Source organism: Spirillospora sp. CA-128828 (assembly GCF_050945415.1).
Taxonomy (GTDB): domain Bacteria; phylum Actinomycetota; class Actinomycetes; order Streptosporangiales; family Streptosporangiaceae; genus Spirillospora.
Map to the genome: position 1 here is coordinate 7,696,482 of NZ_CP191986.1, position 14,017 is coordinate 7,710,498.

The following is a 14,017-nucleotide window of genomic DNA, read 5'->3' on the forward strand; positions in this document are numbered from 1 at the left end:
CCCGGAGGGGGCACAGCCACAACGGGGTAGCGCATGGCCATCAGCGTTTTCGACCTGTTCAAGATCGGCATCGGACCGTCGTCCTCCCACACCGGCGGCCCGATGGCCGCCGCGCACCGTTTCGCCCGCGGCCTCGAACGAGACGGGCTGCTGGAGAAGACCGCCTCGGTCCAGGTCGTTCTCTACGGCTCGCTCGGCCTCACCGGGAAGGGCCACGGCAGCGACAAGGCCGTCATCCTGGGCCTCGAAGGCGACAAACCCGAACTGGTCGACGTCGACCGGGTGGACGACCGCCTCCGGGCCGTCCGCGAGCGCGGCGCGCTACGTCTGTTCGACGACCACGACATTCCCTTCGTGGTCAACGAGCACCTGCATTTCGAACGCAAGAAGTCGCTGCCCGGCCACCCCAACGGGATGCGCTTCACGGCCCTTGACCCCTCGGGCGGCGAACTGCGCGCGAAGGTGTACTACTCGGTCGGCGGCGGCTTCATCCTGGACGAGAACGCCACCGGAGCCGACCGCATCAAGCCCGACGACACCGTCCTGCCCCACCCCTTCGACACGGCCGCCGAACTCCTCGAACGCTGCCGCGAGACGGGCCTGTCGGTCTCCGCCCTCATGCTGGAGAACGAGAAGGCGTTCGGCCGCACGTCCCGCGAGATCCACGACGGCCTCCTGAACCTCTGGCATGTGATGCGCGCCTGCGTCACCCGGGGCTGCGACCGCGAGGGCCTGCTGCCCGGCGGGCTGAAGGTCCGCCGCCGTGCCCCGCAGCTGCACCGCCAGCTCACGACCGAGAAGGCCGCCGACCCTCTCCACGCGATGGACTGGGTCACCCTTTTCGCCTTGGCCGTCAACGAGGAGAACGCCGCCGGCGGCCGCATCGTCACCGCCCCGACGAACGGCGCCGCGGGCATCGTCCCGGCCGTCCTGCACTACTACGACCGCTTCGTCCCGGGCTGCGATGACGACGGCGTCGTCCGCTTCCTCCTCACCGCCGGAGCGATGGGCGTCCTGTTCAAGCAGAACGCCTCCATCTCCGGCGCCGAGGTCGGCTGCCAGGGCGAGGTCGGCTCCGCCTGCTCCATGGCCGCCGCCGGTCTCACCGAGGTCCTCGGCGGCACCCCCGAACAGGTCGAGAACGCCGCGGAGATCGGCATCGAGCACAATCTCGGCCTCACCTGCGACCCGGTCGGCGGCCTCGTCCAGGTCCCGTGCATCGAGCGCAACGCGGTCGGCGCCATCAAGGCCATCAGCGCCGCCCGCATCTCCCTCCGCGGCGACGGCCGCCACTTCGTCTCATTGGACAAGGCCATCAAGACGATGCGCGACACCGGCCGCGACATGCTCGACAAGTACAAGGAGACGTCGCGCGGCGGTCTCGCCGTCAACGTCATCGAATGCTGACGACCTGGGCACCCGCCTCGGAACCCCGGGTTTCGCGCGCGGGCGGAATCGTGTGATGATCGGCGACATGCCGGTCGATTCTCATCTGCTCGCCATCTTCTTCGTGACCTCCCTCATCGCGATGGTGATCCCCGGCCCCGACATGCTGTTCATCCTCGGGTGCGGCATGCGGGGCGGGCCCCGGGCGGGGCTGCTCGCGACGGCGGGGGTCGCGACGAGCGAGGCCGTGCACGTCGCCGTGGCCGCGGCGGGGCTGGCCGCGCTCTTCGCGGCGGTGCCGGTCGCGTTCACGGCGGTCCGGATCGTCGGGGCCGCCTACCTGATCTACCTGGGCGTCCAGACGCTCCGGCACCGCAGGGACGAGGACGTGGCACCGGCCGGCGTCTCGGGGCGCCGGGCCTACCTCAACGGGCTGGTGACCAATCTGCTGAACCCGAAGATGGTCACCTTCACGATCGCGTTCCTGCCCCAGTTCATCGATCCCGGGCTCGGGCACGTGTGGGCGCAGTTCGCGATCCTCGGCGCCATCCTGATCGTGCTGGAGTTCATCGTGGACGGCACGGTCGGCGTCCTCGCGGGACGGATCGGCGACTGGCTGCGCAGCCGGCACACCGCCCGCCGCAGGCTCAACGCCACGGTGGGGACCCTGTTCATCGGCCTGGGCATCCGCCTGGCCGCGGAGCGCTGACCCCGGCAGGGATCCGGGCTCCGGAGAGGCGCAGGTCAGCCGATGACCGGGGCCAGATAGCCGTGCAGGACCTTCTTGAGCTCGCGGATCAGGGCCGGGCGGTCTTCCGCCGCGGACCCGACGACCAGCGGGACCATCGCCTGGAAGATCCGGATGGCCACTTCGGCGGTGCGGGCGCGGTCGGCGGCCGGCAGGTCCGGGGCGCGGGCGGCGAGCAGCCCGTCGACGCGCCCGGTCAGTTCGGTGTGCACGGACTCGACCGCCTTCGCCAGGCCGGCGGGCATGTCGGGACGCGCGAACAGAGCCTTGAAGCCCGGGTTGGCGAGGTTGAACTCGATCATCGGGTCGACGGCGCGGTCGAGCACGTCGTCGAGGGAGAGCCCGGCGGAGCCGGTGGAGCCGAACGCCTCCTCGTAAGCGGCGCGCACCTGGGTGACGAACCGGTCGGCGAGCGCCCCGGCTATGGCCTCCTTGTTCGGGAAGAACTGGTAGAGCGACCCCGGTGAGACGCCGGCCTCCGCAGCGATCGCATTGGTGGTCGCCTTCTCGTACCCCATGCGCGCGAAGACGTCCGCCGCCGCGGTGAGGATGCCGGCGATCCGGCGTTCGCCGCGCGCCTGCCGCCGCGGCCGTGTCTGGTCCATCCGGGCTCCCTGCCGTGATTGCAAATACGAGCAACTACTCGTAATCTGCCGAGTGCGAGTGATCGCTCGTGTTTTCAGTCTAGCGGGGGTGGGTCATGCTCGGCAGGTTGATCGCGCGCCGGTCGTGGTGGGTCGTGATCGCGGGGATCCTGGTGGCGGTCGTCGCCGGTCTCGCCGGCGCGGGCACGCTCGGCGCGCTGTCGCTGAACCGCTTCGAGGCGCCTGGGTCGGAGTCGATGCGAGCGCGCGACGCGCTGGCCCGCGACTACGGGACCGGCAGCCCGAACGTGGCGCTGCTCGTCACCGCGCGGCACGGCACCGTCGACGGGCCCGAGGCCGCCGCGGCGGGACGGGCGCTCACCCGGGAACTCGCCGCCCGGCCCGGAATCGGCGACGCCTGGTCCTACTGGACCCATGGCACCCGGACGCTGCGCAGCGAGGACGGGCGGCAGGCCCTCGTCCTGGCCTGGGCCCCCGGCGACGCCGACCGGGTGCGCCGCGAACTGCTGCCCCGCCTCGCGCCGGACTTCGACCGGCGGAGCGCCGACGTCACCGTCCAGGTCGGCGGCGGCGACGAGGTCTTCCGGCAGGTCATGGAGCAGTCCCGGCGGGACTTCCTGCGCGCCGAGGCGATCATCCTGCCGGTGGTGTTCGTGCTGCTGTGGCTGGTGTACCGGCGGGTCGCGGCCGCGCTGGTCACGCTCGGGACCGGGCTGTTCGCCGTGCTCGGGGCGCTCGCCCTGTTGCGGGCCGCCGTGGCCGTCACCGAGATCTCGACCTTCGCCTCGAACGTCGTGCTCGTCATGGGCATCGGGCTCGGCGTCGACTACGGCCTCTTCGTCGTCTTCCGGTTCCGGGAGGAACTGCGGGCCGGTGCCGAGGTACCGGAGGCGGTCGCCTGTACGGTGCGCGGCGCGGGCCGCACCGTGGTGTTCAGCGGCGTCACCGTGGCCGCTTCCCTGTCGGTGCTGCTGGTGTTCCCCTTCCCCTTCCTCAACTCGTTCGCGTATGCGGGCGTCGCCGTGGTGGCGGCCGCCGTCCTCGGCGCGACCGTGCTGCTGCCCGCGGCGCTGCGGATGCTCGGCCACCGGGTGGAACGGCGCTCCGTCCCCTCCGGCGAAGGCTTCTGGCACCGCTTTCCCGCGCTGGTCATGCGCCGTCCGCTGCTGTTCGGCGGGACGGCGCTCGGGCTCCTGCTCGTCCTCGGGTCTCCATTCCTGGACGTGCGCTTCGGCGTGCCCGACGACCGCGTCCTGCCGCAGTCCGCGCCGGCACGGCAGATGTACGACCGGATCCGGGACGGCTTCGCCCAGGAGGAGGCCGACTCCGTCCACATCGTCGCCCGCTCCGCCGACCCCGCCGAGATCGGCCCCTACGCCGCCCGCCTGTCGCTGCTGGACGGCGTCGTCCGGGTCGACTCGTCCGCCGGTTCCTACACCGGCGGCCGGCCCGCCGCGGCGCCGGACGGGGTCCGCCTCACCGCCGGATCCGGCTCGCGGCTGGCGCTGGTCGCCACCTCCGACCGGCAGCAGAACGACACGCTCGCCCTGGTCAAGGACGTGCGCGCGGTCCACGCACCGTTCGGCGTGCTGGTCGGCGGCGCCCCCGCCGAGATGGCCGACTACCGGGACGGGGTGACCTCCCGGCTGCCGCTCGTGGCCGGGCTCATCGTGGCGGTCACGCTCGCCGTCCTCTTCCTGATGACCGGCAGCGTGATCGCGCCGCTGAAGGCGTCCGCGCTCAACCTGCTGAGCCTGTCGGTGATGTTCGGCGCGCTCGTCTTCGTCTTCCAGGAAGGCCATCTGTCCGGCGTGCTCGGCTTCACGCCCACGGGGTCCATCGAGCCGAGCATTCCGATCCTGATGTTCTGCATCGCCTACGGCCTGTCGATGGACTACGAGGTGTTCCTGCTCGCCCGCATCAAGGAGGAGTACGACCGGACCGGCGACGCCCTGGCCTCGGTCCCCGCCGGCATCGCGCGCAGCGCGCCCCTCGTCACCGCCGCGGCGCTCACTCTCGCCGTCTCGTTCGCCGCGTACGCCACCGGCCGGGTCGTCTTCCTGAAGGAGCTCGGCATCGGGATGGCGCTCGCGGTGGCCGTCGACGCCACGCTGATCCGCGCGGTGCTCGTCCCGGCCCTCATGCGGCTCGCGGGCCCGTTCAACTGGTGGGCGCCGGGCCCCCTGCGACGCCTCCACCGGCGCATCGGGGTGTCGGAGGCGCCCGCACCGTCCGAGCCGGCGACGGCGGCCGTCGCCGATCCGGTGCCGTGAGCCCGCACTTCCGGCGTGCGGGACGCCGGCGCCGCCCCGCCCGGCGGCCGCGCACAGGCCACCGGTATGGCGGCGGCGTCAGGCGGTCCGGGCGCCTCGGCCGGTGGGCGAGTGGGCGCCGCGGCGGGCCTCGTTGCCGCAGTGCCGGCAGACGACCAGGGGGTTGACCGGCTCACCGCAGGAGTGCCGCCACTGGACGGGTGGATCGTCCGGGTGCAGGTGCCGGTCACCCCACGCCATCAGGACGATCAGCACATCGCACAGCTCCACCCCGGCGGGCGTCAGGTGGTACTCGTACCGCACCGGGTGGTCGCTGTAGCGTTCGCGGCGGATGATGCCGTTCGCCTCCAGCTTGCGGAGCCGGGACGTGAGGATGTCGCGGGACGCGCCCGTGTTGTAGACGATCTGGTCGAAGCGCCGCACCCCGTAGCTCAGCTCCCGGATCGCCAGCAGGCTCCAGCGTTCGCCGACCAGGTCCAGGGTGTCGGCGATCGAGCACTCGCGCGGGTCGGCGTCCTTCGGCATACCGGGAAGCCTATCCACCGGACGGTCGGTCAAAGCCGCTCGACAATGGTGGCGTTGGCCTGGCCGCCCGCCTCGCACATGGTCTGCAGGCCGAACCGCCCGCCGCGGTCTTCGAGCGCGTGCAGCAGCGTGGTCATGATGCGGGCGCCGCTCGCGCCGAGCGGATGGCCGATCGCGATCGCGCCGCCGCGCACGTTGACGCGGGCGAGGTCGGCGCCGGTCTCGCGCTGCCACGCGAGGACGACCGGGGAGAACGCCTCGTTCACCTCGAACAGGTCGATGTCGTCCAGGGCGAGGCCGCCGCGCTTCAGCACCTTCTCGGTCGCCGGGATGATCGCGGTGAGCATCAGCAGCGGATCGTCGCCGACGACGGCGAACGCGTGGAAACGCGCCCGGGGGCGCAGGCCGAGGCGCTCGGCGACGTCCGCACCCATGACCAGGACGGCGGCGGCGCCGTCGTTGACCGGGGACGCGTTGCCCGCGGTGATCTTCCAGCCGATCTCGGGGAACCGCGCGGCCATGCGCTCGTCGTAGTAGGCGGGCCGGAGCCCGGCGAGGGCCTCGGGCGAGGTTCCGGGACGGACGGTCTCGTCGCGCTGCCCCGCCCAGGCGACCTCCCGGTCGAACTCGCCGTTCTTCCATGCCTCGGCGGCGCGGCGGTGCGACTCGTAGGCGAAGGCGTCGAGTTCCTCGCGGGTGAATTCCCAGCGGGCGGCGATCAGCTCGGCGCTGATGCCCTGTCCGACGAGGCCGTCCGGGTAGCGGTCGGCGAGCATCGGCCCGAACGGGTCGCTGCCGGGCAGGACGCTCGACCCCATCGGCACCCGCGACATCGACTCGACACCGCACGCGATCGCGATGTCGTAGGCGCCGCTCTGCACGCCCTGCGCCGCGATGTGCAGGGCCTGCTGGGAGGAGCCGCACTGCCGGTCGACCGTCATCGCGGGGACGCTCTCGGGGAACCCGGCGGCGAGGACGGCCGTGCGGGTGATGTTGAGCGCCTGGTCGCCGGCCTGGGTGACGACGCCACCGATGACGTCGTCGACCGACGCGGGGTCGATACCCGCCCGCTCGACCAGCGACGTGAGCGTCCGGGCCAGCAGGTCGGCCGGATGGTCCTCGTGCAGGACGCCGTTCGGCCTGCCCTTGCCCAGCGGAGTGCGCAACGCCTCCACGATCACCGCGTCCCGCATGACCCCCACCTCCGTTGTGTTCTCCAACCAACCCTCGAAGTATCCGGCCAGCGAGTTGGAAAACACAACCCGCCGACCCTGGTGAGTTCGACAACACAACTTCACAGAAACCCGGGGGTCGCGGCGCATCGCCACGACCCCCGGGCCATCGGGCCGCTCAGCGGGAGGGGCCCATGCCGTGGTCCGTCTGTTCCCTCCATGCGTCGAAGAGCCCCTCGGTGGAGCCGCCCGAAAGTTCACGGTCGGACAAGCGTGCCTCCTCGATCCCCTCGACGTCACGTTCACTTCGGACATTAGCCCCGCATGCCGACATAGGTCCCAAATAGCGACCCAAGGAGTCGTCAAGCATCCGGAGCGTCCCGTGCCGCCTAGCCCTTGAACATCTCGCGCATCTTGCGCGCGGCGTCGCCCGGTTTCCTCTTCTGCTCCTTGCCCGGGGACTCCTCGGCGCCGGGCTGCCGCTCCTCGTGCTCCGGTTCGGTCTGCGCCTTGCCCGTGGGCTTGCCGGGCTTGCCAGGCTTCTCCTTCACGACAACACCCCCGATGTCGTTTCACTGTCGTCCCGTAGGTACCCCGGTTACCCCGGGTAGAAGCGCACCTCCGGACGGCCGACCTGGCCGTAGTGGGGTTTGCGGTGGGCCAGGCCGCTCTCCGCCAGGTACTCCAGATAGCGGCGCGCGGTGACACGCGAGACGCCGGTGAGGTCGGCGGCGGCCGCGGCGGAGAGGCCGTCCGCGGCGCGCGCCAGCACCTCGGTGACGGCCTGGAGCGTCTCGCCGCTCATGCCCTTCGGCAGCGACCCACGGTCGGGCGTGCGCAGGGTGGCGAGCATGGTGTCCACGTCCGCCTGCCCGGTGACCTCGCCGCTGCCCACCGCCTGCTCCCGGAACCGCGCGTACCGGACGAGCTTGTCGCGCAACGACGCGAATGTGAACGGCTTCAGCAGGTACTGGACGACGCCCACCGAGACCGCCGTGCGGATCACCGCGAGGTCCCGGGCGGACGTCACGGCGATGACGTCCACGTCCCGCCCCGCGGCGCGAAGCGCCCGGCAGACGGTGAGCCCGTGGGTGTCCGGCAGGTAGAAGTCCAGCAGGACGATGTCGACGGAGGTGCGCTCGCAGAACCGCAGCGCGTCCGCGCCCGAGTGAACGACCCCGGCCACGGTGAACCCGGCGACCCGCTCCACGTACGTCCGGTGCGCCTCCGCGGCGACCGGATCGTCCTCGACGACGAGCACCCTGATCATGTCTCGGTGATCCCTCCGCGAAGCCCCTCGCCACCGGGCTCCCCCTTGCCGGGCCCGCCGGCGGGGAGGTGGACGGTGAAGACCGCGCCGGTGTGCGTGACGGGATCGGCCGTTCCCACCCGCACATCGCCGCCGTTGCGGCGGACGGCCTGCCCGACCAGGGCCAGCCCGAGCCCGTGGCCGACCGGGCCGCCGGACGTCTTGGTCGTCCAGCCGCGCCGGAACATGTCGGGCACGGCGGACGGGTCCACGCCCGGCCCGCTGTCGGACACCTCCAGCACGAGCGCGCCTTCGTCCTGGCGGGCGCTGACGACGACCCGGGGCGGGCGGGCGCCGGAGCCCTCGATGGCGGCGTCGACCGCGTTGTCGATCAGGTTGCCGAGGATCGTGACCAGGTCGCGGGGCTCGATCACGCCCTCGATCGCGGTGTCATCGCTGATCACGAGCTCGACGCCGCGCTCCCCCGCCTCCGCGGACTTGCCGAGCAGCAGCGCGGCCAGCACCGGCTCGTTCACCGAGCCGACGACACGGTCGGTGAGGCGCTGCGCGGACTCCAGCTCGGCGGTGGCGAACTCCACGGCCTGGTCGGACCGGCCGAGCTCGACCAGCGACACCACCGTGTGCAGCCGGTTCGCCGCCTCGTGCGCCTGCGAGCGCAGCGACTCGGCGAACCCGCGGACCGTGTCGAGCTCACCGGTCAGCCCCTGCAGCTCGGTGTGGTCGCGGAGGGTGACGACATTGCCCAGCACCCGCCCCCGAGACCGGACGGGCGAGGTGTTCACGACGAGGACGCGCGTGTCGCCGACGTGGATCTCGTCCGAACGCGGCTCCGCCGAGACGAGCGCGGCGACCAGTTCCCGCGGCAGCCCCAGCTCCCCGGCCGCCCGCCCCCGCAGGTCCGCAGGCAGGTCCCGGGTCCCCACGTCCCCAGGCAGCTCGGAGGTCACGGCGTCCGCAGGCGGGTCGGAGGTCACGGCGTCCGCAAGCGGGTCGGAGGTCACGGCGTCCGCAAGCGGGTCGGGGAGCGCGGTGTCGGCTGAGTGGGCCGGCGCGGCCGTCTCGGGTGGGAGTGGCCGGGGTGGCTCGTCGGCCGGGTGGGCGGGCTCGGGCCCGTCTGGTGAGTCGGCGAGAGCCTGTGCGAGGGGCGGAGGGGTTCGGGGCGGGGTTGTGGAGGTGTTCAGGTCCAGTAGGTCGTGGGCGGCGTCGTTGCAGAGGACCACGCGGCCCGTTCGGTCGAGGATCAGGAGGCCCTCGCGGACCGAGTGCAGGATGGCCTGGTAGTACTCGAACATCTCGCGCAGCTCGCGCGGCGCGACGCCGCGGGTCTGGCGGCGCAGCCGCTCCGAGACGAGGTAGCTGCCGGTCACCCCGACGGCGAGGACGATCATCGCGACGACGGCGAGGGACAGCAGCCGCTGCCGCAGCTCGGCGGAGATCACCTTGACCGTGATACCGACCGCGACCATCGCGACCACGCGGTGGCCGGGGCCGAAGACGGGCGCGACGGCCCGGACCGACGAGCCGAGCGTGCCCGTGTAGGTCTCGGTGAACGTGTGGCCGGCGAGGGCGCGCGCGGTGTTGCCGACGAACTCCCCGCCGATCCGGGACGGGTTCGGATGCGTGTAGCGGATCCCCGCCGGGTTCATGATCGTGATGAAGTCGACGCCGGTGTCGTGCCGGATGCGCTCGGCGTACGGCTGCAGGAGCCGGGTCGGCTGCGAGGTCGTGAGCGCCGCCTGGACGTTCGGGGAGTCCGCGATGCTCGCCGCGACCGCGGTCACCGTCTGCGTCGCGCTGTCGTTGGCGGCGCGGCCGGAGTCCAGATAGGCCAGGACGGCGCCGGCCGCCACGAGCAGCCCGACGATCGCGGCCTGGAGCACGAGCAGTTGCCGCGCCAGGCTCCAGCGGCCGGGCGCCGCCCATCGCGGACGCCGCATGTGACCCTCGCACCCTCTCTTTCGACATCGCCGTAAACGAAATGTACACAAAGGTGACCGCCGTCACAGAACCACGCATAGTCACAGGTGCACAAAGCCACAGCGCCGCCGACCATCCACCTGACCTGCGAGCTTATCCGCAGTGCGGGCGCCCGCCGTGTGCATGCACCGGTCCCCCACCGGAGCATGGGCGCCCGCCGGGAGGCCGGCACCCGCCCGGGACCCGCACCCGGGCGGGCGCCGCCACCCGCGCCGTGTTCGTCCCGGTGGCCTGAGCCGAGGAGATCCCCGTGTCCCCTGACACCGTCGCACCGAGCCGTCCGATACGAGGGCGGGTGCACTATCTGTACCTGGCCGTCGTCGCCGCCGTGGTCGCCGGCGCCATCGTCGGGCTGGTCGCCCCCGACTTCGCCCAGGAACTGAAGCCGATCGGCACGGCCTTCATCAACCTGATCAAGATGATGATCTCCCCGATCATCTTCTGCACGATCGTGCTCGGCATCGGCTCGGTCACCAAGGCGGCCCAGGTCGGCAGGATCGGCCTGGTCACCATCGGCTACTTCATGGTGATGTCGACGTTCGCGCTGGCGATCGGGCTGGTGGTCGGGAACATCCTGCACCCGGGCTCCGGGCTGCACCTGGACCCGTCGTCGGTAGCGGAGGCCAAGTCGCAGGCGGAGGGCGGCGAGGGCACCGTCGACTTCCTGGTCGGGATGATCCCGTCCACGCTGGTGTCGGCGCTGACCGAAGGCCAGGTGCTGCAGACGCTGCTCGTCGCGCTGCTCACCGGGTTCGCGCTGCAAGGGCTCGGCCGGGCGGGCGCGCCGATCCTGCGCGGCGTCGAGCACGTGCAGAAGCTGGTGTTCCGGATCCTCTGGATGATCATGTGGGCGGCGCCCGTCGGGGCGTTCGGCGCCATCGCGGCGGTGGTCGGATCGAGCGGCTGGGAGGCGCTGAAGAGCCTCGCCGTGATCATGCTGGGCTTCTACGCGACCTGCGTCGTGTTCGTGTTCGTGGTGCTCGGCGCGGTGCTGTGGGCGGTCACCCGGATCAGCGTGTTCTCGCTGCTGCGCTACCTGGGCCGTGAGTTCCTGCTGATCCTGTCGACGTCGTCGTCGGAGTCGGCGCTGCCGCGGCTGATCGCGAAGATGGAGCACCTCGGGGTGAGCCGCCCGGTCGTCGGCATCACCGTCCCGACCGGCTACTCCTTCAACCTCGACGGCACCGCGATCTACCTGACGATGGCCACGCTGTTCATCGCGTCCGCGCAGGACCAGCCGCTGTCGATCGGCGCGCAGATCCCGCTGCTGCTCTTCATGATCATCGCGTCGAAGGGCGCGGCGGGCGTCACCGGCGCCGGTCTCGCGACCCTCGCGGGCGGCCTGCAGTCGCACAAGCCCGCGCTGGTGGACGGGGTCGGCTTCATCGTCGGCATCGACCGGTTCATGTCCGAGGCCCGCGCGCTGACGAACTTCGCGGGCAACGCCGTCGCGACCGTGGTGATCGGCTCGTGGACGAAGGAGTTCGACGCCGCGAAGGCCCGCGCCGTCCTGTCGGGCGAGGACCCGTTCAACGAGGAGACCCTGCTGGACGACCACGAGCCCGCCGCGCAGCCGGCGCCCGAAACGGTCCCGGTGCAGGCGAAGCAGGCCGCCGCCGAAGGCGCACCCGTCTAGCGGGGCCGCGGCCCGAAGACCGGCCGCCCGGTGTCAGCGATCCTTGCGGCCGACACCGGGCGGCCTTCCACTTCTGTTCAGGCCGTCTCGGGCTCCGGCCGGCGCCTGCGGAGACGCGCGGGCACCGGGCGGAAGCGGATCACCACCGGAAGGTCGGGCATGCCGACCGCGCGGCGGTACCGCTCCACCGGACCCGCGCCGAGCTCCCCGTACACCTCGCTCACCAGCGTGTCGCCCGCGCAGGACACGTTCAGCCGGAGACGCGGCCTGTCGGCCGTCCCGGTGAGGCGGACGCGGGTGTCCTGGACGCCGGGCAGCCCGCGTACGTCCCGGGTCAGGTCGTCCGCGGCGGCGCGGGCGCGGACGCGGGTCTCCGGGTCCAGGTCGGGCCACCACTGGTGGACCACGGCCCGGCCCTGGACGACCAGCCAGAGCTGACCCGCGAGCGCCAGCAGTTCGGCGGCGCCCGCCGCGACCGGCAGGAACCAGCCGTTGTCTCCGGCGAACCGTGCCACCGCGGGGTCGAGCAGCGGCCTCGCCGACGGGTCGCCGAACGCGTCGAAGACGCCGAGGCCGAGGGCGAGGGCGGCCCCGCCGGCGAGCAGCAGCACCGTCCCGGTCGCCGCGATCGCGATCCTCATCTCAGTCCTTCCGCCAGCCGAGCCGGACGTCGACCGGCGGCCGGTGCATCGGCTCGATCCGGTCCAGCCGGACGCCGATCGCGCGGTGCACCAGCTCCGCGAGGTTCGCCGGGTTGCGGTAGCCGGTGGTCGCCCGGACGACGAGCCCGCGGCGCAGGACGCCGAGGCCGCGGACGCGGGCGCGTTCGATGCCGGGGACGTCCAGCGCCGCGTCCGCGAGGGTGCGGCGCAGCGCGGCCCGTCCGATGACGCCCGCCAGCCGCGGATCGGCGCCGGCCAGCGGCACGCCCCGCAGCCGGCCGGGCAGCGCGGCCAGCAGGAACGCGACACCGAGGAAGGCCACCGCCCCGGCCAGCGTCAGCACGTTCGGGTCGTCCCAGGAACGGCCCTGCAGGACGATCACGATCGGGGCGGCACCCGGCACCGGATGGACGGTGGATCCGAGCGCCGCCGCCAGCAGCTCGATCGCGGTCACCCCGCCGGCCGCGGTCACCAGCAGCGCCGCCGCGAATCCGGCGAACACCCGGCGGGGCCGCAGCTCGCGGACGGCGAGCCGCCGCGCCAGCCGCCTGCCCTGCGCCTCCTCGATCAGGTCCTTGACCAGCGTCTCGGCCATAGCCACCCCCGTGAGCCGTCGGCACATCGTCACCCATGGTGCGCCAATGTCACGCGGAGTGAAACACGCCATGCCGACATCTCACGCGTTCGCCGGCCGGAGATCCGCAGGTCAGCGGAAGATGACCGTCCGATCACCGTTGAGCAGCACGCGGTGCTCGGCGTGCCAGCGGACGGCGCGGGCGAGGGCGAGGCACTCCACGTCGCGGCCCACCGCCACCAGTTCCTCCGGGCTGTGGGTGTGGTCGACGCGCGCGACCTCCTGCTCGATGATCGGCCCCTCGTCCAGGTCGGCGGTGACGTAGTGCGCGGTCGCGCCGATCAGCTTCACCCCGCGCGCGTGCGCCTGGTGATAGGGACGGGCGCCCTTGAAGCTCGGCAGGAACGAGTGGTGGATGTTGATGATCGCACCGGGCAGCTTGGCGCAGAAGTCGTCCGACAGGATCTGCATGTACCGGGCGAGGACCACCAGGTCGGCGCGGTAGTGCTCGACCAGCGTCAGGATCTCCGCCTCCTGCGCGGGCTTCCCGCCCGGCCCCGCCGGAAGATGGTGGTAGTCGATCCCGTACGACTGGGTGAGCGGCCGCAGGTCGGGATGGTTGGACGCGACGGCGACGATGTCGATGTCGAGCAGCCCGGACCGCGTCCGGTAGAGCAGGTCGTTCAGGCAGTGCCCGCCCTTCGACACCATGATCAGGACGCGCGGCCGCTCGGCCAGCGGGTGCAGCCGCCACTCAAGCCCGAGCTCCGGCACCAGGGACCCGATCGCGCCGCGCAGCTCGTCCGGGTCGGTGTCGGCCGGCGCCGCGAACTGGACCCGCATGAAGAAGGTGCCGGACTCCGCGTCGCCGAACTGCTGGCTCTCCACGATGTTGCACCCGCGCTCGGCCAGCAGTCCCGACACGGCGGCGACGATGCCGGGACGGTCGGGACAGGACAGGGTCAGCACGTATTCGTTCACGGATCTCACTCTTGTGTCGGCACGGGAATCGGCAGCTCAGGATGTTCACCCGAGCTTACGCGCCGGCGCCCCCGCCCCGCCGCCGCCCCGGCCGACCGGGCCCGCGATTCCATGCCGGGGCGACCGCGCGGGCGCCGGGTCGGCCGAGCTTGCGGCAGAAGTCCCAATGTAATAGAACGGAGCATTCCGTTCTAGACATTTCAAGCAC

The 14,017-nt window shown here is 72.2% G+C and carries 13 protein-coding genes; 4 read left to right on the top strand and 9 right to left on the bottom strand.

Features of this window, described 5'->3' with window-relative positions; genetic code table 11:
* The first annotated feature begins 33 nt into the window (after positions 1-33).
* Both ACQPXG_RS36960 and ACQPXG_RS36965 read left to right on the top strand, forming a co-directional pair.
* Positions 34-1,407 carry an L-serine ammonia-lyase gene (locus tag ACQPXG_RS36960; protein WP_433463783.1) on the top strand — a complete coding sequence of 458 codons (1,374 nt, stop codon included), beginning with the start codon at positions 34-36 and terminating at the stop codon, positions 1,405-1,407.
* Between the two features lie 67 nt (positions 1,408-1,474).
* Entirely contained in the window at positions 1,475-2,095 is a 621-nt protein-coding gene (locus ACQPXG_RS36965; protein WP_433463784.1) for a LysE family translocator, read from the top strand.
* Positions 2,096-2,130: 35 nt separating this feature from the next.
* Here ACQPXG_RS36965 and ACQPXG_RS36970 read toward each other — a convergent pair whose 3' ends face one another.
* Complete coding sequence (locus ACQPXG_RS36970) at positions 2,131-2,739, bottom strand: TetR/AcrR family transcriptional regulator (RefSeq protein ID WP_433463785.1); 609 nt, start codon at positions 2,737-2,739, stop codon at positions 2,131-2,133.
* A 95-nt stretch (positions 2,740-2,834) separates the two neighbouring features.
* Here ACQPXG_RS36970 and ACQPXG_RS36975 point away from each other — a divergent pair, with 95 nt between their 5' ends.
* The gene (locus ACQPXG_RS36975; protein ID WP_433463786.1) at positions 2,835-5,012 is read left to right on the top strand and encodes an MMPL family transporter; all 2,178 of its coding nucleotides are present in this window, start codon (positions 2,835-2,837) and stop codon (positions 5,010-5,012) included.
* A gap of 78 nt (positions 5,013-5,090) precedes the next feature.
* Here ACQPXG_RS36975 and ACQPXG_RS36980 read toward each other — a convergent pair whose 3' ends face one another.
* The 5 genes from ACQPXG_RS36980 to ACQPXG_RS37000 form a co-directional block, all read right to left on the bottom strand.
* Positions 5,091-5,537 carry a winged helix-turn-helix transcriptional regulator gene (locus ACQPXG_RS36980; protein ID WP_433463787.1) on the bottom strand — a complete coding sequence of 149 codons (447 nt, stop codon included), beginning with the start codon at positions 5,535-5,537 and terminating at the stop codon, positions 5,091-5,093.
* A 29-nt stretch (positions 5,538-5,566) separates the two neighbouring features.
* The gene (locus ACQPXG_RS36985) at positions 5,567-6,730 is read right to left on the bottom strand and encodes a thiolase family protein (protein WP_433463788.1); all 1,164 of its coding nucleotides are present in this window, start codon (positions 6,728-6,730) and stop codon (positions 5,567-5,569) included.
* 368 nt (positions 6,731-7,098) lie between these two features.
* Positions 7,099-7,260, bottom strand: a complete 162-nt coding sequence (locus ACQPXG_RS36990) for a hypothetical protein (protein ID WP_433463789.1) — start codon at positions 7,258-7,260, stop codon at positions 7,099-7,101.
* Between the two features lie 47 nt (positions 7,261-7,307).
* Positions 7,308-7,979 (bottom strand): response regulator, encoded by a 672-nt coding sequence (locus tag ACQPXG_RS36995; protein WP_433463790.1) that lies wholly within the window; start codon positions 7,977-7,979, stop codon positions 7,308-7,310.
* Positions 7,976-9,916 carry an ATP-binding protein gene (locus tag ACQPXG_RS37000; RefSeq protein ID WP_433463791.1) on the bottom strand — a complete coding sequence of 647 codons (1,941 nt, stop codon included), beginning with the start codon at positions 9,914-9,916 and terminating at the stop codon, positions 7,976-7,978. The genes ACQPXG_RS36995 and ACQPXG_RS37000 overlap by 4 nt, the downstream gene beginning before the upstream one ends.
* Before the next feature lie 290 nt (positions 9,917-10,206).
* Between ACQPXG_RS37000 and ACQPXG_RS37005 the strand changes: the two genes are divergently transcribed.
* The gene (locus ACQPXG_RS37005; protein WP_433463792.1) at positions 10,207-11,592 is read left to right on the top strand and encodes a cation:dicarboxylate symporter family transporter; all 1,386 of its coding nucleotides are present in this window, start codon (positions 10,207-10,209) and stop codon (positions 11,590-11,592) included.
* A 77-nt stretch (positions 11,593-11,669) separates the two neighbouring features.
* Here ACQPXG_RS37005 and ACQPXG_RS37010 read toward each other — a convergent pair whose 3' ends face one another.
* The 3 genes from ACQPXG_RS37010 to purU form a co-directional block, all read right to left on the bottom strand.
* Positions 11,670-12,233 carry a hypothetical protein gene (locus ACQPXG_RS37010; protein WP_433463793.1) on the bottom strand — a complete coding sequence of 188 codons (564 nt, stop codon included), beginning with the start codon at positions 12,231-12,233 and terminating at the stop codon, positions 11,670-11,672.
* A 1-nt stretch (position 12,234) separates the two neighbouring features.
* Positions 12,235-12,849 carry a DUF6286 domain-containing protein gene (locus ACQPXG_RS37015; RefSeq protein WP_433463794.1) on the bottom strand — a complete coding sequence of 205 codons (615 nt, stop codon included), beginning with the start codon at positions 12,847-12,849 and terminating at the stop codon, positions 12,235-12,237.
* A 111-nt stretch (positions 12,850-12,960) separates the two neighbouring features.
* Positions 12,961-13,818, bottom strand: coding sequence for a formyltetrahydrofolate deformylase (gene purU, locus ACQPXG_RS37020; protein ID WP_433463795.1), 858 nt, complete (start codon positions 13,816-13,818; stop codon positions 12,961-12,963).
* Positions 13,819-14,017: the final 199 nt, after the last annotated feature.

Excerpts from the sequence above, each read along its gene's own strand:
- ACQPXG_RS36980 (WP_433463787.1), bottom strand. The coding sequence starts at position 5,537 with ATGCCGAAGGACGCCGACCCGCGCGAGTGCTCGATCGCCGACACCCTG.
- ACQPXG_RS36960 (WP_433463783.1), top strand. The coding sequence starts at position 34 with ATGGCCATCAGCGTTTTCGACCTGTTCAAGATCGGCATCGGACCGTCG.
- ACQPXG_RS36985 (WP_433463788.1), bottom strand. The coding sequence starts at position 6,730 with ATGCGGGACGCGGTGATCGTGGAGGCGTTGCGCACTCCGCTGGGCAAG.
- ACQPXG_RS36965 (WP_433463784.1), top strand. The coding sequence starts at position 1,475 with ATGCCGGTCGATTCTCATCTGCTCGCCATCTTCTTCGTGACCTCCCTC.
- ACQPXG_RS36975 (WP_433463786.1), top strand. The coding sequence starts at position 2,835 with ATGCTCGGCAGGTTGATCGCGCGCCGGTCGTGGTGGGTCGTGATCGCG.
- ACQPXG_RS36970 (WP_433463785.1), bottom strand. The coding sequence starts at position 2,739 with ATGGACCAGACACGGCCGCGGCGGCAGGCGCGCGGCGAACGCCGGATC.
- ACQPXG_RS37010 (WP_433463793.1), bottom strand. The coding sequence starts at position 12,233 with ATGAGGATCGCGATCGCGGCGACCGGGACGGTGCTGCTGCTCGCCGGC.
- ACQPXG_RS36995 (WP_433463790.1), bottom strand. The coding sequence starts at position 7,979 with ATGATCAGGGTGCTCGTCGTCGAGGACGATCCGGTCGCCGCGGAGGCG.
- ACQPXG_RS37015 (WP_433463794.1), bottom strand. The coding sequence starts at position 12,849 with ATGGCCGAGACGCTGGTCAAGGACCTGATCGAGGAGGCGCAGGGCAGG.
- ACQPXG_RS37000 (WP_433463791.1), bottom strand. The coding sequence starts at position 9,916 with ATGCGGCGTCCGCGATGGGCGGCGCCCGGCCGCTGGAGCCTGGCGCGG.